The organism is Streptomyces sp. DSM 42067, from assembly GCF_055792885.1.
In genome coordinates this window covers 7,387,045-7,407,332 of the sequence record NZ_CM147706.1, presented here as the reverse complement: position 1 = coordinate 7,407,332, position 20,288 = coordinate 7,387,045, and the positions used below count along the sequence as shown (strand labels likewise).

14 protein-coding genes and 3 pseudogenes are annotated in these 20,288 nt (G+C 70.7%); 2 read left to right on the top strand and 15 right to left on the bottom strand.

Translation table 11 applies throughout. From position 1 onward, the window contains the following. Nucleotides 1-106: 106 nt before the first annotated feature. The 11 genes and pseudogenes from ACSMXV_RS33340 to ACSMXV_RS33290 form a co-directional block, all read right to left on the bottom strand. A complete protein-coding gene (locus ACSMXV_RS33340) occupies nt 107-2,026 on the bottom strand; it encodes an SWIM zinc finger family protein (RefSeq protein ID WP_473174846.1) in 1,920 nt (639 codons plus the stop codon). Then, nucleotides 2,023-5,013 carry a DEAD/DEAH box helicase gene (locus ACSMXV_RS33335; protein WP_473174845.1) on the bottom strand — a complete coding sequence of 997 codons (2,991 nt, stop codon included), beginning with the start codon at nt 5,011-5,013 and terminating at the stop codon, nt 2,023-2,025. The genes ACSMXV_RS33340 and ACSMXV_RS33335 overlap by 4 nt, the downstream gene beginning before the upstream one ends. 157 nt (nt 5,014-5,170) lie before the next feature. Further along, nucleotides 5,171-6,046, bottom strand: a complete 876-nt coding sequence (locus tag ACSMXV_RS33330) for a pectate lyase (protein WP_473179140.1) — start codon at nt 6,044-6,046, stop codon at nt 5,171-5,173. 57 nt (nt 6,047-6,103) lie between these two features. After that, nucleotides 6,104-6,460: pseudogene (locus ACSMXV_RS33325) on the bottom strand (RICIN domain-containing protein); the annotation flags it as partial. A gap of 271 nt (nt 6,461-6,731) precedes the next feature. Beyond that, the gene (locus ACSMXV_RS33320; protein WP_473174844.1) at nt 6,732-7,319 is read right to left on the bottom strand and encodes a sugar kinase; all 588 of its coding nucleotides are present in this window, start codon (nt 7,317-7,319) and stop codon (nt 6,732-6,734) included. Nucleotides 7,320-7,398: 79 nt separating this feature from the next. Beyond that, nucleotides 7,399-8,610 (bottom strand): ROK family glucokinase, encoded by a 1,212-nt coding sequence (locus ACSMXV_RS33315; protein ID WP_473174843.1) that lies wholly within the window; start codon nt 8,608-8,610, stop codon nt 7,399-7,401. 91 nt (nt 8,611-8,701) lie between these two features. After that, nucleotides 8,702-9,574 (bottom strand): ATP-binding cassette domain-containing protein, encoded by an 873-nt coding sequence (locus ACSMXV_RS33310; RefSeq protein WP_473174842.1) that lies wholly within the window; start codon nt 9,572-9,574, stop codon nt 8,702-8,704. After that, nucleotides 9,571-10,653, bottom strand: a complete 1,083-nt coding sequence (locus ACSMXV_RS33305; protein WP_473174841.1) for an ABC transporter permease — start codon at nt 10,651-10,653, stop codon at nt 9,571-9,573. The genes ACSMXV_RS33310 and ACSMXV_RS33305 overlap by 4 nt, the downstream gene beginning before the upstream one ends. Continuing rightward, nucleotides 10,650-11,663, bottom strand: a complete 1,014-nt coding sequence (locus ACSMXV_RS33300) for a sugar ABC transporter substrate-binding protein (RefSeq protein ID WP_473174840.1) — start codon at nt 11,661-11,663, stop codon at nt 10,650-10,652. Before ACSMXV_RS33300 ends, ACSMXV_RS33305 begins: the two co-directional genes overlap by 4 nt. Before the next feature lie 167 nt (nt 11,664-11,830). Next, on the bottom strand, nt 11,831-12,568 hold the full coding sequence (locus ACSMXV_RS33295; RefSeq protein ID WP_473179139.1) for a GntR family transcriptional regulator: 738 nt from the start codon (nt 12,566-12,568) through the stop codon (nt 11,831-11,833). Nucleotides 12,569-12,704: 136 nt separating this feature from the next. Beyond that, nucleotides 12,705-13,417, bottom strand: a pseudogene (locus ACSMXV_RS33290) (carbohydrate ABC transporter permease); the annotation flags it as partial. 112 nt (nt 13,418-13,529) lie between these two features. Here ACSMXV_RS33290 and ACSMXV_RS33285 point away from each other — a divergent pair. Further along, nucleotides 13,530-14,540: a Gfo/Idh/MocA family protein gene (locus ACSMXV_RS33285; RefSeq protein WP_473174839.1), complete on the top strand. Its 1,011-nt coding sequence runs from the start codon at nt 13,530-13,532 to the stop codon at nt 14,538-14,540. Between the two features lie 261 nt (nt 14,541-14,801). Beyond that, a pseudogene (locus ACSMXV_RS33280) lies at nt 14,802-16,426 on the top strand (nuclease/transposase family protein). A 44-nt stretch (nt 16,427-16,470) separates the two neighbouring features. Here the strand turns inward: ACSMXV_RS33280 and ACSMXV_RS33275 are convergent. From ACSMXV_RS33275 to ACSMXV_RS33260, 4 genes are all read right to left on the bottom strand, one after another. Beyond that, nucleotides 16,471-17,673: a cytochrome P450 family protein gene (locus tag ACSMXV_RS33275; RefSeq protein WP_473174838.1), complete on the bottom strand. Its 1,203-nt coding sequence runs from the start codon at nt 17,671-17,673 to the stop codon at nt 16,471-16,473. 385 nt (nt 17,674-18,058) lie between these two features. Further along, nucleotides 18,059-18,481, bottom strand: coding sequence for a guanyl-specific ribonuclease (locus ACSMXV_RS33270; protein WP_473174837.1), 423 nt, complete (start codon nt 18,479-18,481; stop codon nt 18,059-18,061). A 109-nt stretch (nt 18,482-18,590) separates the two neighbouring features. Further along, on the bottom strand, nt 18,591-19,505 hold the full coding sequence (locus tag ACSMXV_RS33265) for a DMT family transporter (RefSeq protein WP_473174836.1): 915 nt from the start codon (nt 19,503-19,505) through the stop codon (nt 18,591-18,593). Nucleotides 19,506-19,641: 136 nt separating this feature from the next. Continuing rightward, nucleotides 19,642-20,250 carry a dihydrofolate reductase family protein gene (locus ACSMXV_RS33260; RefSeq protein WP_473174835.1) on the bottom strand — a complete coding sequence of 203 codons (609 nt, stop codon included), beginning with the start codon at nt 20,248-20,250 and terminating at the stop codon, nt 19,642-19,644. Between the last annotated feature and the right edge of the window lie 38 nt (nt 20,251-20,288).

Sequence of the window (20,288 nt, the reverse complement as noted above, 5' to 3'; positions counted from 1 at the left end):
ATGGATACGGTGCGGTTCACGAAACATGCGGGCCGGTCCGTCTGCGCCTCCACGACCGCCACGTGCGGCGATGCCTCTGGAGGCGGCCCAGCACCCCGGCTCCCGGCTACGGATCGGTGCCCGTTCCACCGGCTCCCAGGAGACCCGTCAGAGCACCGACCGGATCCAGGTCCGGGGTGCCTCTCGGCCACCAGTCGTCGCGGCCGGGCTCGGACTCGTACGCGTACCAGAGGCCGTCGCGGCCGAGGCGCAGCTGGACGTGGCCCTGGGGGTGGGTGAGGTGGTTGTGCCAGGGGCGGAAGGGCGGGAAGTCGGCGGCCAGGAGCGCCGGGCGTGCGCGGTCGAAGCGGCCCGCGGGCGGATCCCAGTACTCCTCGAGAACGGCGAGGCCCGCTTCGCCGCCCTGGCGCCAGGCGGCGACCGCGCGGGCGAGCTCGGCGGGGGTGCGGCCGGCGGCCGTGGCCAGGGAGGCATACAGGGTGCGGCCGGTTCCGGTGAGACCGGACCCGGGCCGGGCCGCGGCGAGGCGGACGGCGTCCTGCCAAAGGGTCAGCTCAGCGACGGGGTCACGGCCGGTGGCGAGCATGGCGTGTGCACGTGCCGCCGCATCGGTGGCCAGCTGGTCGAGGGCGAACGGGTCCGGACCTCCCGGGGCGGCGGGGTAGACCGGCGGCTGCTCGGGGTGCGGCGGTACGGGCAACGGGGCCGGGAGGGGCGGGAGGGTGCGCGGGGCGAGGGCGTCCCGGGCGCGTACGCCGGGGAAGGGGGCCGTGTCGTGGCCGGGGCGTGCGGCCTGCGCGGCGTTGCGGCGGGCCAGCTCGTCCAGCAGCTCACGCTCGCCCCGGCCGCGCATCAGCAGCAGCACGAAAGGGTCCTCGTCGAGCAGGCGGGCGGTCTGATAGCAGAGGGCCGCGGCGTGCTTGCAGGGGTGGCCGAAGTCGGGGCAGGAGCAGTCCGGTCGGAGATCGCCGGGGCCCGGCAACAGGTCCACTCCGCAGTCGGCGAGCGAGTGCGGCATGTCCTTCTCCAGCAGCGCGGCAATACGTCCGGGACGCTCGGCGGCCGCGTCCAGGAAACGGTCCCATTCCTCGTCGGAGAGAACACGCAGGGCGATACGGGTGCGGTACGGGCGGGCGCGGCTCCCCTGGACATACGCCAGGACGAGCCCCGGCGTCACGGTGATCGCGCCCACGTTGCCCTGGGCGGCATAGCGCCGACCACGGTCGAGCCGACCCGGGTCCAGCGAGAGTTCCTCCAACGCGTCGGTCCAGGCGTTGCCCCACCAGGTATGGGCGAAGCGGGCGTCGGGGGCGTCGAGGCCGGGAGGAAGAGCGCCGAAGGTACGGCGCAGCTCGGTTCCCCCTCCCGTCCCGGCGGTGGCCGGGACGGCGCTTGGGCGGCCACGTTCCGCGTCGCGGCTGCGGCCGCGTTCCCCGTCGCGAACGCGGTCACGTTCCCTGTCGAGGCTGCGGTCGCGTTCCGCGTCGCGAACGCGGTCACGTTCCCTGTCGAGGCTGCGGCCACGACGGGGAACGCGCGCCGCCTCATAGGGAACGCGCGCCGCCGCATTGCCGCGCGGCACGCGGCCGGCGGGCTCGTCAGGCCCGGGGCCGCTGGGCGGGCGGGACTCACCCGTGGCCTGGCGTGTGGCGTCCGTCTGCCCTCGGCGGGCAGCCCGAAGCGCCCTGCGGACGATGTCCGCGGGCCGAGCCTCGGACTCTGGAGGCGGCGCGTCCCCGGGCCGAGCCGCGGACTCTGGAGGCGGCGCGTCCCCGGGCCCAGCCTGGGACTCTGAAGACGGCACGCCCCCGCGCCCAGCCACGGACTCTGAAGACGACACGCCCCCGCGCCCAGCCACGGACTCTGAAGACGACACGCCCCCGCGCCCAGCCACGGACTCTGAAGACGGCGCGTCCGCAGGACGAGCCGTCTCTGCAGAGCCTGCGCGCGCCTGGTCAGTCGTGGCCGCCCCGCTGCCGTCCGCTTCCACGCGGTCGGGATCGGGCGGCTGCGGATGGCGTGTCATGGCTGCCTCCGAAGGGAGACGAGGTCGGCCAGCTCCCGGTCCGTCAGGTCGGTGAGGGCCGTTTCGCCGGAGGCGAGGATCGCGTCGGCCAGGGCGCGCTTGGCTGCGAGCATGTCGGCGATGCGGTCCTCCACCGTGCCTTCGGTGATCAGACGGTGGACCTGGACGGGCTGCGTCTGCCCGATGCGGTACGCGCGGTCGGTGGCCTGCTCCTCGACCGCCGGGTTCCACCAGCGGTCGAAGTGGATCACGTGACCCGCGCGTGTGAGGTTGAGACCGGTGCCTGCGGCCTTGAGGGAGAGGACCAGGACCGGGGTCGCTCCGCTCTGGAAGCGGTCCACCATGCGCTCACGCTCGACGATCCGTGTTCCGCCGTGCAGCAGTTCAGCCGGCACGGCACGCTCGGCGAGGTGCGCCTCGAGCAGCCGGGCCATGCCGACGTACTGCGTGAAGACGAGCGCCGAGCCGTCCTCGGCGAGGATCGTGTCCAACAGCTCGTCGAGCAGGGTGAGTTTGCCGGAGCGGCCGAGGAGCCGGGCGGCCGCACCTTCCTTCAGATACTGCGCCGGGTGGTTGCAGATCTGCTTGAGCGCGGTGAGGAGTTTCAGCACGAGGCCGCGGCGCGCCATCCCCTGCGCGTCCTCGATGGCGGCCATGGACTCACGGACCACCGCCTCGTACAGCGAGCCCTGTTCGCGGGTGAGCGGCACCGGGTGGTCCGTCTCGGTCTTGGGCGGCAGCTCGGGCAGGATGCCCGGGTCCGACTTCTTGCGGCGCAGCAGGAAGGGCCGGACGAGCCGCGCCAGGCGCTGGACGGCCTCCTCGTCCTCTCCGCCCTCGACGGCACGCGCGTGCCGGGCGCGGAACGACTTGAGCGGGCCGAGCAGCCCCGGTGTCGTCCAGTCGAGCAGCGCCCACAGCTCGGAGAGGTTGTTCTCGACGGGGGTGCCCGTGAGGGCGACTCTCGCCGGGGCGGGGATCGTGCGTAGCGCCACCGCCGTCGCCGAGTACGGGTTCTTGACGTGCTGCGCCTCGTCGGCCACGACCATGCCCCACTTCTCCTGCGCGAGCAGGGGCGCACTCGACCGCATCGTGCCGTACGTGGTGAGCACGAAACCGCCGCGCTCCGGTTCCTCAAGGGTGCGGTCCGGCCCGTGGTAGCGGCGCACGGGGACGCCCGGCGCGAAACGGGCGATCTCCCGCTGCCAGTTGCCGAGGAGCGATGCGGGGCAGACCACGAGCGTCGGCTCGTGCCGCGCCCGGCGCAGATGCAGCGCGATCACGGTGACGGTCTTGCCGAGGCCCATGTCGTCGGCGAGGCAGCCGCCCAGACCGAGTGAGGTCATCATGTCCAGCCAGGCGAGTCCCCGGAGTTGGTAGTCGCGCAGCCGGGCCCGCAGGGCGGGCGGCGGCTCCACGGGCGCAACCCCGGCGGTGAGCCGGTCCCGCAGCGCGGCCAGCGCGCCGACCGGCACCGCCTCCACCGTCTCGCCGTCGACCTCCGCACTGCCGGTGAGCGCGACGGAGAGCGCGTCCACCGGGTCGAGGAGGCCGAGTTCGCGTTTGCGGGCCTTGCGCACCATGGCCGGGTCGGCCGGCACCCACTGGTCGCGCAGCCGCACGACGGGCCGGTGGGCCTCGGCGAGCGCGTCCATCTCCGCATCCGTGAGCGGATCCCCGCCGAGCGCCAACTGCCAGCGGAACTGCAGCAGTTCCTCGGCCTCGAAGAACCCGGTGCCGTCGGTCGCGGAGCCGGGTGCGGGTCGCACCACCGCGGTGGCGGAGAGATCGTGAGCGAGGTCGCGGGGCCAGTGCACGGCGACCCCGGCGGCACCAAGCCGGGTGGCGGCGGGCCCGAGCAGGTCGTACAACTCCTCCTCGGACAGCACCAGTACGTCCGGGACGTCCTGGTCGGCGAGACGGTCGAGCGGGGACCAGATGCGGGCGGCGCGGCGCAGGGCGAGCGCCGCGTCGACACGCGCGCGAGGCCCGAACGACGCCTCTCCCCCACCCGACCACAGCGCCGCCGCGTCGATGACGAGGGTCGGGTCGGCGAGGCTGTGCACCTGGACGACGGCGGCCCCGGCGCTGCGGACGCCGTCCGTCGAGTCGAAGAGGTCGTACGCGGACAGGTCGAGGCGGAGCGAGATCCGTACGCCCGCGTCCATCCCGGCGGCGACCTCGGCCGCCCAGTCCCGCGCCCCGGGGAGTGGCTGCGGCTCGCGCGCGGCGAACGGCGCACCGGTGGCGTACGGCGCGGCCGGGGTACGCGGCAGGGTGTCGGCGACCGCGTCCAGGAAGGCCCGCACCAGCGCCTCCGGGTCGGGCAGATGCAGAGGGCCCCGGTCCGGGAGCGGGGTGGCGTGGCCCTCGTACGGCAGGGCGGCGGCGATGGCGCGCAGATGCGCGATGTCGTTGGCCTCCAGCGGGCCGGCGCGCCAGGCGTCGTACCCGCCGGGGCTGAGGCCGGGCAGCAGGCGGCCGCGTGCGACGAGCCGCAGCGCGTGCAGGGCGGCGGCGCCCCAGCAGGCCGTGGCCGGATGAGCGGCCGGATCATGACGGGCACGCACGAGCAGCGGCAAGGCGTCGGCGAGCGGAAGCAGCAGCGCGGGGGCGGGGACCCTGCGGACACCGTTACGACCGTGCCGCCGGACGACGGTCAGCTCCGTGACCTCACCGAGCTCCGGAGGGAGACCCGACCCCGTAGGCGCCCCGAGCTCCGGACGGAGACCCGACCCCGTAAGCGCCCCGAGCTCCGGACGGAGACCCGACCCCGTAAGCGCCCCGAGCTCCGGACGGAGACCCGACCCCGTAAGCGCCCCGAGCTCCGGACCGACACCGCGCTCCGTAACGTCACCCGCCGGCAGTGGCCCGCCGCGCTCCGGGTCCCAGAAGGCCACCCGGCCCTCGCGCGGCACCTGCGACGGCAGGAAGATCGCGGCAAGCCGCACGGACACGGCCTCGTCCGCAGCAGTGCGCGTGCCCACGCTTCCTCCCTCCGTCGTACAAGTCGGATCACTCGTCTTCGACTCTAACGACGGGCACTGACAGCAGCGGGGTGCAGCGGGCGGTCACACGGGCCGGCCTGTCCTCGCCCTGGAGAACACCGAGGGGCGAGGACCGGGCCGCGCGCGTCACATCGGGTCACTTGTACGTGACGTCCGATGCGCTGTAGCGGCAGTGCGTGCCGTCCGGGCCGCTGCCCAGCCCGGTCGGCTCGTCACCGCTGTTGTTGCCCTTGAAGCGCTCGCAGACGGTGATCTCCTTGCTGCTGTCGCCGACGATCGTCACGCCGGAGAGGGTGGCCGTGTCCCCGTAGTTGGCGTTGATGCCGACAACCACGCCGCCGGGGCTGGTCACCTTGACGTTGCTGATGACGACGTGGCGCTGGTACTGCGTCGAGCAGTTGCCGCACGAGCGGTAGAGCTTGCCGAAGTCCTCGACCTGGAAGTTCTTGATGGTCAGCGTTCCGGCGCCGTTGTGCTGGAGGACCTTGTCGTCCGCCTTCCTCGCGCCGCCGCCGACGACGAGGTACGTGGCCGAGGAGGACTTGCCCTTGAAGGTGGCCGCGTCCTCGCCGACGTCCTCCCACCAGACGTTCTGCAGGGTGCAGCTGCCCAGGCAGTGCACGCCGTCGGCGGCCGGGGCGCCGAGGACGACGTTCTTCAGGGTGGCTCCGTCGGCGAGCTCGAAGATCGGGCCCTGGTCCTCGTCCTGGCCGCTGCTACCGAGGTCACCGGAGCCGTAGAAGCGCTTCAGGCCGCCGTCGTAGGTGCCGGACACCTCGATGGTGGCAGTCACAGCCTTCTGGGCGGTGGGGGTGGGCCATGCGCCGAGTGCCGTGTCGGAGGGCGCGGCCGTCGACGTCTTGGACGCCGTGGCCGAGGCGGACGCGGAGGCGGTACGGCTCGCCGAGGCCGAGGCGGAAGGAGAGGCGGACTTGGACGCGGAAGCCGAGGCGGAAGGGGACGCGGACGAGGTGGGAGAGGCGGACGGGGACGCACCCGTCGTCGCCTTCAGCGTCCAGCTCTTGCTGATCGCGTTGTCGCAGGAGTTCTGCTTCGCGAGCCCGGCACCGGTGTTCAGGCACTTGTCGCTGCCCGAGTTGACCAGGTGATACGCGTCCCCGGCCCGGGCCGGCTTCCACACCTGCGAGGCCCCGCCGTTGCAGGTCTGCTGCTGCACCGCCTTGCCCGCCGACGTCGACGCGCCCTTGACTCCCGCGCACAGCCCGCTGTGCGCGGCCTTCACCGTGAACCCGTCACCGGACACGGTCAGCTGCCAGATCTGCTCGGCCGCGCCGTCGTCACACGCCGCCGTACCCAACTGCACACCGCTCGCCGTGGCGCCCGACGGTACCTCCAGGCATCCGTCATCGGCGGCGTTCACCAGCCTGTACGTACCCGCGCCCGGCCCGGACGCCGAAGCCGACATCAGGACACCGCCGGCGACCGCTCCGCCGGTCAGGGCGGTCGCCAGCACGCCGATCAGCAGGGTCCGGCGACGGCTCGTCCTTCTGCGGCGCCGGGTGCGCGGGGTTGCTCCAGTGCTCACGTAGGTGACTTTCGTTCGAGGGTCGGGAAGCCATCTCGACCCTCAGTCGCCACCGTCACGGTTGAAGGTTGCCGCTCTGATGAAAGGTTTTTCCGCCTGGCCGCCTCAGTTGCGTGTGACCAGAGACCTCTGCGTGTGACCGGAGAAGACCTCAGGGCGTCGCCGTGGAGACCACGTAGACCATGGGGTGGTCCGGGTTCGACCGGTCGACCACGACGTCCAGGCTGGGCTTCGGGTCCTTCTGCGCATGGGTGAGCCCGGACCATGAGCCTGGTTCGGAGAAGTCCCAGCCGACGATCCTGCGGTCCCGTGGGCTGATGGCGATGTCCTGGTCCGCGAGGGTGTCGCCGTTGGTGCCGATCTTGTCGAGGAACTTGTCCAGTCCTTCATTACTCGTGAGGAACTGGACGTAGAGACGGCTGGTCTTCCAGTTGTTCGTCTCGTAGTAGGCGACGTCGTCGGAGTATCGCGGTATCGGCACGTCGTAGAGGCGGCGCTGGACCTTGGAGGGCCAGCCCGCCGTGAGGCCGGTCGCGGAGTACTTCCTCTCCTTGTCCTTGCCGCTGTCACGGCTCTGGTTGGCCGAGATCACGAGATAGCCGGCGGGGATGCCGATGAGCAGCACGATGATGACCGCCGTCAGAAAGCGGCGGCGGATCACACGTCGGCGGTGCTCGGCGCGTCCCGGTACACCGGCCTCGTCCGGCGGCGGCGACTGGTGGGGCACGAAGGGCGTCACTGGATTCCCTGGGTGGTGCGGGCGGCGATGGAAACTGTTCCGCCGTGGCTGGTGCGGGCGGCGGTCGGAACGGCACGCGTCACTTCGGACCCTCCGCCGTGCCTGTGCCCGTGCCCGTGCCCGCACTGCCCCGTGCCTGCGCGTACCGCTCGTAGCGTTCGTAGCGCTCCACGCGCCGCCGCTTCGCGCGCCGGAACCGGCGGGCGACCAGGCGTGCCAGGTCGGCGGCGCCGACCATGCCGGCCTCGGGGCCGAGCTGGGCGCGCACGATGCGGGCCTCGGGGCGGTAGCCCCGGCCCGTCAAGGTCCTCCGGAACGCGTCGCGGGCCGGGCCGATCAGCAGGTCGTCGGCCGCGCTGACCCCGCCGCCGATGACGAAGCAGGACGGGTCGAGGGCGGCCGCGAGGTTGGCGATGCCGACACCGAGCCACTGGCCGATGTCCTGGAGGAGCTCGACGCACATGGCGTCGCCCTCGCGGGCCAGCTCGGTGATGAGCGGTCCCGTGATGTCGGGGATGTTGCCCTTGACGTGCTCGATGATGTTGAACGCCACCGGCGAGTCGGCGGCGGCCAGCTCACGCGCCTCGCGGACGAGCGCGTTGCCCGAACTGTACTGCTCCCAGCAGCCGCGGTTGCCGCACGGGCAGCGGTGACCGCCGGGCACGACCTGCATATGGCCGAACTCACCCGCGACGCCGTACTTGCCGCGCTTGACCTTCCCGTCCTCGAGGATCGCGCCGCCGATGCCCGTACCGAGCGTGATCATGACGAGGTGGTCCTCGCCGCGTCCGGCGCCGAAGCGCCACTCGGCCCAGGCGGCGGTGTTCGCGTCATTGTCGACCAGGACGGGAACGGAGAGCCGCTCGGAGAGGCGGTCCCGGAGGGGCTCGTTGCGCCAGGACAGGTGGGGGGCGAACAGGACCCGGGCGCGGTCGGCGTCGACCCAGCCTGCCGCGCCGATCCCGACGGCGTGCACGTCGTGCCGGTCGGAGAGGTCCAGGACCAGTTCGACGATGGTGTCCTCGACGACCCTGGGGCTCTTGGACTTGTCGGGGGTCTCCGTGCGCAGCTTCTCCAGGATGTTGCCGTCCGCGTCGACGACGCCCGCCATCACCTTCGTACCGCCGATGTCGATGCCGACGGTGGGTACGCGGGGCGCCGTGAGGTGGTTACGGCGCTCACGCGTGCCGACGGTCCGCAGGACCGTGGCCCGGCGGGAGCCTATGGGGGCGCCCCCTGCGCGAGCAGAGCCGAGAGCCCGGGGCAGTGCGAGGTCGCGGTAGGTGCTCATCGCGCCGATTCTGCCTCACGGCCGCACTGGCCTGCATGACGACGCCCGACGCCCGGGCGGACAAAGGCCGTTCCATTCAAGAGCATTTCGGTCATTTCACCTGATTCGGTTCCGCTTCCGTCGAGTACCCACTCGCACCGGCTGCCATCGGCGCCCGCTCCAGTTCATGACGGAGTACCTCCAGCTCCGAACCACCCGCCATCTGCCGCGTGAGCTCGTCGAGCGTGATGCCGTCCTTGAGGTAACCGCCCGACATGGCGCCGCGCTTCAGAAGGACGAAACGGTCGCCCACGAGGTAGGCGTGGTGCGGGTTGTGTGTGATGAGGACGACACCGAGCCCCGCGTCCCTGGCGGCGGCCACGTACTTCAGGACCACGCCGGACTGTTTGACGCCCAGGGCCGCCGTCGGCTCGTCGAGGACGAGGACCTTGGCCCCGAAGTGGACGGCGCGGGCGATGGCCACGCACTGCCGCTCACCGCCCGACAGGGTGCCGATGGGCTGGTCGACGTCGCGCAGGTCGATGCCCATGCGCAGCAGTGCGGAGCGGGTGGTCTCGCGCATGTACGCGGTGTCGAGGCGCTTGAAGGGACCGGTTCCCTTCCTCGGCTCTGAGCCCAGGAAGAAGTTCCGCCAGACCGGCATCAGCGGGACGACGGCCAGGTCCTGGTAGACCGTGGCGATGCCGCGGTCCAGGGCTTCACGCGGGTTGCCGAGCCGGACCTCATCGCCGTCGATGCGGAAGGCGCCCGCATCGTGCTGGTGCAGCCCGGCGATGATCTTGATGAGGGTCGACTTGCCGGCGCCGTTGTCGCCCAGGACGCAGGTGATCTCGCCTGCGTGGACCTCCAGGGACACGCCTTCGAGGGCGCGGATGGTGCCGTAGTACTTGCTGACGTCGTCAAGCTCGACGAGCGCCGTGCGTTCCGCAGAGCCCACTGTCGTGGTCGTGCTTCCGGTCGTCATGAGGTGGCCTCCGCGCGCTTGCGGACCCAGGCGTTGAGCAGGGTCGCGAGGAGCAGCATCGCTCCGAGGAAGAACTTGAACCAGTCCGGGTTCCATTCGGCGAAGACGATGCCCTTGCTCGTCATGCCGAAGATCAGGGCGCCGACCGCGGACCCCACCGCGGAGCCGTATCCGCCCGTGATCAGACAGCCGCCGATGACGGCCGCGATGATGTAGATCAGCTCGTTGCCGACGCCCTCGCCGGACTGCACGACGTCGTACGACAGCAGGAGGTGCTGGCCGGAGACCCAGGCGGCGAAGGCCACGCCCATGTAGAGGCCGATCTTGGTCTTGCTGACCGGGACGCCGACTGCGCGGGCCGCGTCCTCGTTGCCGCCGACGGCGAAGATCCAGTTGCCCGCGCGCGTGCGCAGCAGGATCCAGGTGGCGACGGCGACCAGCGCGAGCCACCACAGGATGGTCACCTTGACGGTGACGACGCCGAGTGTGAGCTGCGACGCGAACAGGGCACGGGCCGAGGCGAATCCCTCCATGTCCGAGATCGACTTCGTGGAGACCGTGCCGCTGATCAGCTTCGTGAAGCCGAGGTTCATACCGGTCAGCATCAGGAAGGTGCCGAGCGTGATGATGAAGCTCGGCAGTTTCGTGCGGGTCAGCAGAACGCCGTTGAAGAGCCCGAAGGCGAGCGTCACCAGCAGCGAGACGCCGACGCCGACCCAGACGTTCGCGGTCATCTGGTAGCTGACCATCGAGGAGATCAGCGCCGAGCTGGTCACCATCACGCCCGCGGACAGGTCGAACTCGCCGCCGATCATGAGCAGCGCGACCGGTACGGCCATGATGCCGATCGTCGACGCCGCGTACAGGACGGTGCTGAGGCTGGAGGCGCGCAGGAAGCTGTCCGCGACGACGGCGAAGAAGAGGAAGACAGCGAGGGCGCCGACGACCGAACCGAGTTCGGGGCGGCCGAGCAGCCTGCGCAGCGGCGAGGTCTTGAGGAGCCGTTCGTCCGGGCCGGTGCTGTCCGGCGCCGGGCCGGGCGTCGTGCCGGATTCCCGGGCGGGGGCGGTGAGGCTCATCGGGTCCCCCGCTCCGTGTACTCGGCGAGCGCGGCGGCCTGGTCCTTCGTGATGATCTGCGGCCCGGTGAGCACCGGCTTGCCGCCGCCGAGCACGTCGGAGTTGTACTTGTACAGCCACAGCAGGTCGACGGCCTGATAGCCCTGGAGGTACGGCTGCTGGTCGACGGCGAAGCCCAGCGTGCCGGCCTTCAGCGCCGAGGCGACCTTGGCGTTGAGGTCGAAGGTGTCGACCTCGGCCTTGCTGCCCGCGCTCTCCTTGGCCTTGACGGCGGCGTCCGCGTAAGGCGCGCCAAGCGTGACGACGGAGTCGATGGAGGGGTCGGCCTGGAGCTTGGCCTCGATGGACGACTGGACGTCGGGCATGCTCGTGCCGTCGACGTAGAGGTTCTGCATCTCGCCGTCGAACGTGTCCTCGGCACCCGCGCAGCGCTGCTCATGGCCGACGTTGCCCTGCTCGTGAAGGACGCAGAGCGCCTTCTTCTTGCCGCGCTCGTTCAGCTCGTCGCCGACGGCCTCGCCGGCGACGGTCTCGTCCTGGCCGATGTGGGTGAGCGCGCCGAACTCCTTGGACTCGGCGGAGCCGGAGTTGACGGTCACCACCGGTATCCCGGCCTTGACGGCGCGGGCCACGGCCGCCTTCATGGCGTCGGGCTTGGCCAGCGTCACGATGATGCCGTCGACCTTCTTGTCGACGGCCGCGTCCACGAGCTGCGCCTGCTGCTGGGCCTCGTCGCTGTGCGAGTACAGGAAGTTGATGTTGTCCTTGACGGCGGCCTGCTTGGCGCCGTTCTGGACGATGTCCCAGAAGGTGTCGCCGTCGCCGGAGTGGGTGACCATCGCGATGGTCCAGCGGGGGGTGTTCACCGCGGCCTTCCCCTCGGCGGCCGCGGCCTTGCGGGCGTCCTCCGCGCGCTTGCCGCCGGTGCTGCTGCATCCCGCCAGGGACAGCCCGAGCGCCGCCACCAGGACGGCGCCCACCGCACGTACCCCTGTCCGAACCCTTGCCACGACGCCGCGTCCTTCCTGAACTCTGCTCGATGGTCGGGCCCGGATTTCCTCCGGCCCCAAACGCACCATTATCGAGTACAGAAATTCGGTATCCGGACACAGAGGGTTGTGCACAAGGTCACGTCCGGGCGGTTCCCCGGGCCGGGGAGGCGCCTGAGCAGCAGGAATCAGGACCGTACGAGCAGCTGGAACTCGAAGGAGTAGCGCGAGGCCCGATAGGTGTGCGAGCCGAACTCGACGGCGCGGCCCGTGTCGTCGAAGGTGGTGCGCTGCATCGTGAGCAGCGGGGCGTGCTCGGGCTCGGCGAGCCGCTCGGCCTCCTCGGCGGTGGCGGAGCGTGCGCCGATGGTCTGGCGGGCGCTGTGCAGCGTGATACCGGCGGCGCGCATCAGCCGGTAGAGGCCGGTGGCCTCCAGTTGCGCGGTTTCCAGGGGGAGCAGGCCGCGGGGCAGCCAGTTGCACAGATACGCCATGGGCTCGCCGTGAGCCAGGCGCAGCCGCTCCACGCGGTGCACGTCACTGCCCTCCGCGACCCGAAGTGCGGCGGCGACCTCGGCGGACGCGGGCTCGAGGGCGTTGCCCAGGACGCGGGTGGCCGGGCGCTGGCCGGCCGACTCGAGGTCGTCGTAGAGGCTGCTGAGCTCCAGCGGCCGCTTGACCTGGCTGTGCACGACCTGGGTGCCGACGCCGCGGCGGCGTACGAGCAGGCCCTTGTCGACGAGCGACTGGATGGCCTGGCGAACGGTCGGCCGGGACAGTCCGAGCCGCGCGGCGAGCTCGATCTCGTTGCCCAGGAGGCTGCCCGGGGTGAGTGTCCCGTGCTCGATCGCCGCTTCCAGCTGCTGCGACAGCTGGAAGTACAGCGGGACCGGGCTGTTGCGGTCGACGCTCAGTTGGAGCGACACGGCGGCATCGACTTCTGGTTTGGGCACGGAGCGAGCGTAGTCGCAGGTAAATGATGACGCGAAGTTGGGAGGTTCGGTTGTCCGGACAACCGTACGATGCGCGTGTGGCATCGCTCACCGCTCACGGCGACCGTCGTCATCGAGTCGCCCCTCTCGTGAAGCCGTTGTAGATGTACCTCTGCAGGAAGAGGAAGGCGATCAGTGTGGGAACGATCACCAGCACCGCGCCCGCCGAGATGGTCTCCCAGTGCGCCCCGAAGGGCCCCTTGAAGCGGAAGAGCGAGGTCGAGATCGTGCCCAGCTCCTCTGACGGCATATAGAGGAACGGGATGTAGAAGTCGTTGTAGACCGTGATGCCCTTGATGATCACGACGGTCGCGATGGCCGGCTTGAGCAGCGGGAAGATGATCTTCCGGTAGATGGTGAAGGCGTTCGCGCCGTCCAGCCGCGCCGACTCGTCCAGCGAGACCGGGATGCCGCGGATGAACTGCAGGAAGATGTAGATCGACACGATGTCCGTGCCCATGTAGAGCAGGATGGGCGCCCACCGGCTGTCGAAGAGGCCGAAGCTGTCGACGATCTGGACGTCGCCACCTGGGTGGTCACACCGGGCACCAGCGTCGCGATCAGGAACAGCGCCACCACGAGCTTCTTGAGGCGGAAGTCGAACCGGTCGATCGCGTATGCGGTCATGGAGCCGATCACGACGGTTCCAGTGATGGCGAACGCCAGGATGAAGGCGGTGTTCCCGAAGGCCGCCAGCATCTGGCCGTCCTGGAACGCCGTCACGTAGTTGGACAGGTTCAGCCAGTCGTCCGGCAGCGAAAGCGCGCCGCTGCCGTCCGCCATACGTTCGTGGCATAGGGCATGTGGGCGGGACGCGCACACGTATCGGGATGAACGCCGCGCATTTATCAGGACAAATATTGACAGTAGCGAACCCGGACGCCACGTTTGGGTCATGCGCATCGGACTCATCGGCGCCGGCCGCATCGGCACCTTTCACGCTGCCTCCCTCAGCCGGCACCGCGAGGTGGGCTCGCTGGTCATCACCGACGCCGACAGGCAGAGGGCGACCGGACTCGCGGACCGGCTCGGCGCGACGGCGGCACCCGGCGTCGACGAGATCTTCACCTGGGGTGTGGACGCGGTGGTGATCACCACCGCGACCTCGGCGCACGCCGAGCTGATCGGCCGAGCCGCGCGCGCAGGGCTCCCGGTGTTCTGCGAGAAGCCCATCGCACTGGATCTCGCCGGAACGCTGGCCGCGCTGGCCGAGGTCGACGCCGCGGGGACGGTGCTCCAACTGGGCTTCCAGCGGCGCTTCGACGCCGGATACACGGCCGCGCGCGAAGCCGTCCGCGGCGGGCGGCTCGGTCGGCTGCACACGGTCCGCGCCATGACCTCCGATCCGGCCCCGCCTCCGCCCGAGTACGTGCCGCTGTCGGGCGGCCTCTACCGGGATTGCCTCATCCACGACTTCGACATGCTGCGCTGGGTGACGGGCCACGAGGTCACCGAGGTGTACGCGACAGGCTCGGACGCCGGTCCGGCCGTGTTCCGCGAGTGGGGTGACGTGGACACGGCCGCCGCGGTGCTCACCCTGGACGACGGCACGCTCGCCACGGCGACCGCCACACGCTGCAACGGCGCCGGATACGACGTACGCATGGAGCTCGCCGGAGAGCTCGACCAGATCGCCGTCGGCCTCGACGACCGCACGCCCATCGCCTCCACGGAGCCCATGGGACCGCCTGCCGCGAACAAACCGTGGACGAACTTCCTGGAACGCTTCGCCCTCGCGTACGAGGCCGAGCTCTCGGCCTTCGTCGACGTGGTGCTCGGCGAACGCCCCAACCCCTGCGACGGCCGCGAGGCACTGCATGCACTGCGGATCGTGGAGGCGTGCGAACTCTCCCGGCGTGAGCGGCGGTTGGTGTACCTCGAGGAGATCCCGGGCGCCACGATCTGAGCGGTCATCGCGGGCTACGGGGTTGGGAACTGCTGCCGGTGTGCTGAGCAGTAGTGAGTGTTGGTGAGTACGAGTGAGCGCCGGCAACCGGGCGTGGGCCGGGGCTGGTCGTGTGGCCATGCGCTGGAGGCTTGCTTCCGCGGTGCGGGCCCTGGGGCTCCTGGAGGCGAACAGGGTTTCTTAGGTCGAATGAGTGACCTTTGCGGGTGGCGGTCGTTGAGTGCCGTGAGGGGATCTCGTTGAGCTGGGGGTGGTGAAGGGGTGGGCGGAGTTCGGGCGCTGGCGGCACCCTTCGTCGTGCCGGGGCCTGCGGGTGTGGCCATCCGGGACCGGCTGCGCGTGACGGACCGGGACGTGGCCGTGCTGCGTGAGGTCGGTGCCTTCCTCGGCTCGCTGGCCGCCAGTGATCTCGCCGACCGTTGCCGTCAGGGTCTGGAACACGAGGCCTTTCCTGGGCGCTGCGCGAGCTGACCGGCGGGTCGTCATCGCGCTGGGCGGGCAGTATCACCAAGGCCACCCATGATCAGTGGGCGCTGGCCCGGCGCGCACAGGCAGCGCATATGGTGTGGCTGCGTGGGCAGATCGCACAGATCGGGTCCCGGCTGGCCCGGCCGCTGGGCGCCAAGGCCGACAAGCACGCGTCACTGCCGAAAGGCTACGCGTCGCGTCGCGAGTGGCATGCGAAGTCCCGGCGCCTGCAGACCCTGAAAGATCGGCTGGCGGGGGTGGAGACCGACTGGGCTACGGGCCGGGTGCGCGTGGTGCGCGGCGGACGTCGACTCGCCACCATCCGCCACAACCTGGACGAGGCCGGCCTCGAGGAGGGGGCGTGGCGGGCGCGGTGGGAGGCCGCGCGGATGTTCCTGGCCGCGGACGGGGAGTCGGGCAAACGCTTCGGTAACGAGACCATCCGCATCACCGACACCGGGCAGGTCTCCATCAAACTCCCGCCGAAACTTGCCCACATGGCAAACGCGGCACACGGCCGGTACGTGCTGGACGCTGTGGTCGCCTTCAACCATCGTGGCGAGGAGTGGCGCGACCGGATCGGGGCCCACCGTGCGGTGGCGTACCGGATCCACCACGACCCCGTACGGGCGCGCTGGTACGTCACAGCCTCCTGGCAGCGCGCCGCCGTGCCCGTCCTGCCCCTTCAGACGGCGCTGGCCCAAGGCGCGGTCGGGGTCGACATGAATGACGACCACTTGGCGGCCTGGCGCCTGGACATCCACGGCAACCCGGTCGGGGAGCCGCAGCGCTTCTTCTACGACCTGTTGGGCAGCGCCGCGCACCGGGATGCCCAGATCCGGCATGCGCTGACCCGCCTGCTGCACTTCGCCCGCCGTTGCGGCGTGGCCGCGATCGCTGTCGAGGACCTCGACTTCGGCGACAGTAAGACCCGGGAGAAGTACGGCCGCAACAAACGGTTCCGGCGGCTGATCTCCCGTTTTCCGACCGCGAAGCTCATAGCCCGGCTGGTGTCGATGGCCGCCGAGCAGAATGTGGCGATCGTCGCGGTCGACCCCGCCTACACCAGCCGGTGGGGTGCCCAGCACTGGCAGAAACCGCTGACCACCCCACGACGTGAGACGACCCGGCACGATGCGGCGAGCATCGCGGTCGGGCGACGCGCCCAGGGCTTTCCGATCAGGCGACGGACGGCACCGCCCCCACCGCACCAGAGCGATGCGGTGGGGCATCGGACCGCCCAGGCCCGACCGGGCACCCGACGGCGTGAGGGACCCCGCCCGCCTGCCACGGACCGCGCACCCACAGTGCCGTCGCCGGACAGGACGCGAAAGCGGGGAACCAGCCGGGCATCCAACACCGTTCGGGATGCCCGCAGTGACCAGGCATGGGTCCAAGCCTCACTCCTGCTCACTTAATTGGAACGGTATGAGGCCGTCCCCCGGCGCCGGTCGTACGGCCGCTACCAGCGCACCGGAACACGGCGCATGCCCCGTATGAGCATGCCCGGCATCCAGGGGCCGGGCGGGCCGTCTCGGTCCGGATCCAGGGCAAGGTCCGGGCAACGGTCCAGCAGAGAGCGCAGCGCGACGCGGGCCTCGATACGGGCGAGCGGGGCGCCCAGGCAGAAGTGGATGCCGTGGCCGAAGGCAAGGTGTCCCTGCGGGGCCCGGCGGATGTCGAACCGGTCGGGCTCGGGGAACCGGTCCCCGTCGCGGTCGGCGGCGGCGATGCCGACGAGGACCGCTTCACCCTGCGCGATGAGCGTACCGCCGATCTCGAGGGGTTCGGCCGCGAACCGGAACGTCGCGTTCTCGACCGGACCCTCGTAGCGCAGCATCTCCTCGACGGCGCCGTCCAGGAGGCTCATGTCGGCACGCAGGTCGGCGAGTTGGTCCGGATGGGTGAGCAGGGCGTGCACGCCGTTCGCGATCAGGTTGACCGTCGTCTCATGGCCCGCGATCAGCAGGAGATACGCCATGGCGCGCAGCTCCTCGCGGGAGAGCCGGTCGCCGTCCTCCGCGGTCGTGCGGATCAGCGCGCTCAGCAGGTCGTCAGCGGGCGCGGTGCAGCGCTTGTCCTCGATCAGATCGTCGAGATACGCGGCGAGCTCCACGATCGCCGCGTACTCCGCGTCGCCGCTGGTGGGGGCCACCACCTCGTTCGACAGACGGCGGAACGCAGCACGGTCCATGTCGGGCACGCCGAGGAGCTCGCAGATGACCGTCATCGGAAGCGGGAACGCCAGCGACTCGACGAGATCGGCGTGACCGAGCGGCACCATCTGATCGAGCAGGTCATCGGTGATCTGCTGGACCCGCGGCCGCAGCGCCTCGACACGGCGGGCGGTGAACTCACGGGCCACGAGCCGGCGCAGCCGGGCGTGCTCGGGCGGGTCCGACATCAGCATGTGCGGCCCGATGTGCTCCACATCGAGCCCTTTGTATCCCAGTTTGCTCACGTCCTTCGCCAGGCGCGGATCGGCAAAGGCGACGCGCGCCTCCTCGTACCCGACGACGAGCCAGGCTTCCTGGCCCTCCCCGGCCGACGGTGGCCCCAGCCTCACGCGGTGCACGGGACCGAGCTCCCGCAACTCCGCGTACAGCGCATGCGGGTCGGCCGTGAACGCCTCGCCGTACTCCCCCAGATCGATCGGACCTGCCATGAGCTTCCCCCTCCAGCCCTTTCGACGACGTCCGGCTCCTTCGACGAACTGAGATCGAAGGTAACGCACCGTACTGACAACGCTCCTCCGGCCGGCATCGTGCCCGATGTCACCAGCCCGGCCGCCATGCCCGGCCCCCATAGCCGATCATCATGGCCGGTCACGATGGCCGGTCGCCACGGCCGGTCGCCGTCAGGCAGAATCCGGCCTCGGCCGGCGCATACCTCGCCCCGCGGCCGATGGCGTGGGGGGTACCGCGGGGCGAGGATCCTGTGCGCGCCTCGAAAGGCCCGAAAGCCCCGAAAGGCCCGAATACGCTAGGGGCTAGGGCCAGAGGCCCGGAGCCAGCGGCCAGGGCCCGGAGCCAATAGTCAGGGGCCAGGAGCTAGCAGCCGTAGTCGATCAGGTCGAAGGACGCGTAGTGGTCGGCGGTGTAGTAGTCCTCCTGGTACTCCTCACCGGTCACGATGCGACGGGCGCCGCGGGTGCTCGAGCCGGGGGTGATGACGGTGTACTCGTGGTAGTAGCCGGTGGACTGGGAGGGCAGGATGCCTTCCCTGTTCTGGAAGACGGTGCCGTCCTGCTCGAACGGGAACGGGCCGCCCTGCTCGATCAGTTCGAGCGTGTCGTAGGCCTGGGACGGCAGGTCGGAGTAGCAGATGTCCCCGACCGCGGCGGCCGAGAACCCGGCGGAGACTGAGGCGGTCGACGGGGCGGGCGCCGCGGTGGCCGACACGGTGGCCGGGCCGCCGATGAACAGCGCGGCGGCGACAGCAGTGGCGCTGAGGATTCGTGGGGGGATTCGCATGGGAATAGTGTGACGCGCGTAGAGCCTGACGTGTCAACGTCAAGTCAGGGAAATTTTCCGGGAGTTAACCGGCAGCGGCGGCCATGGAATGCGCTTTCGGCCAACATCGTCAACCGGTGGTGCGTCGTCCCCACGACGTGCCTGCGAGCACCAGCGCCGCCCCCAACAGCCCTGCCGGCCCCAGGCGTTCGCCTCCGATGAGGATGCCGGCCGCGGCCGCCCACAGCGGCTCGGTGCCGAGCAGCAGGCTCACCCGTGACGGCGACGTCCTGCGGACCGCCCACATCTGCACGAAGAAGGCGAAGAGCGTGCAGCAGACCGAGAGGAAGAGCAGTCCGGCCCATTCCCGCGCCCCGAAGTCGGCCGCCGCGGCCCAGGGCGTCGCGCCTGCTCCCGGCGAGGCCGCGAGCAGGGCGAAGACCGCGACCGCGGTGCCGAGCTGGACGGTCGTCAGCGGCAAGGCGTCCGCGCCCCGGACCGACTTGATGCGGGCCATGACCAGCACATGGACGGTACGGGCGAGTGCCGCGAGCAGCATCAGCAGGTCGCCGGACGAGGGGCTGGTGAATCCGCCGCCCTGGGTGAGGAGTACGACTCCGAGCACGGAGAGCCCGGCAGCGGCGAGGAAGCTGCGCGAGGGGAGAGTCCTTGTCACGGCCGCTTCGGCAAGCGGCGTGAAGATCATGGTGAGACTGATGATGAGACCGGCGTTGGTCGCCGAGGTGTGCACGACGCCGTACGTCTCCAGCAGGAAGACGCCGCTCAGGATGAGCCCGAGCAGCCCGGCACCGCGCCACTGTGCGGCGCTCAGCGCGCGCAGTGCCCGCCGGCCCGTGACCACGAGGACCGGCAGGACGATGCCGAAGCGCAGCACCAGAACGGCGAGAACCGTCTCCTCGGTGGTGATGTCCTTTGCGGAGAGGTAGCTCGCGCCCCACACAACGGCCACGAGGAGTACCGGGAGGTCGGTGAGCCAGGCGCGGCGGCGCGGGGCGAGTACGGCGGGGACGGCGATCGAGGACACGTGCGGGGCCCTTCGGGGAGCGGCGATGTCTCAGGCGGTATCTGAGGGGTCTCACGGGAGGAGACATCGTCGGCTCACACACGCGGCGATCACCGTACCGGTGCGGCTCCGTGGCGACTACATATTTCCTTCCAGGTCATACGTAGGAGCCGTACGTCGGCCGGCCCTCGAGGTCGTACGAGTGGATGGTCACGCCCTTGCCCGTGGTGCGGGACCCGGTGAGGCGGAACGCCGTCGGCACCGCTCCGTCCGCGAAGAGGCGGCGGCCCGTGCCCAGGACGACGGGGAACGTGAGCAGGTGGACGGTGTCGATCAGGTCGTGGGCCATGAGCGACTGGGCGAGGCTGCTGCTGCCGTGGATCTGCAGTTCCCGGCCCGGCTGCTGTTTGAGAGCGGTGACCTGCTTGACGAGGTCCTCGCCGATGACGGTGGTGGCGTGCCAGTCGGCCTTCTCGAGGGTGGTCGAGGCGACGTACTTGGGCAGGTTGTTCAGCCGGGACGCGATCGGGTCTGCCGGGTCGGTGATCTTCGGCCAGTAGGCGGCGAAGATGTCGTAGGTCCGGCGCCCCAGGAGGAACGCGTCCGCCCGTTCGAAGACCTCGTCGATGAACGCGCCGAAGTCCTCGTCCCCGTAGGGGACCGACCATCCGCCGTGCTCGAAGCCGCCGCTGCGGTCCTCGTCGGGACCGCCCGGGGCCTGGACGACGCCGTCGAGGGTGAGGAACTGGGTGAGGGTGATCTTCATGTCGGGTGCCTGCCTCTCTCTGCCCGGGGCGCCGGTGC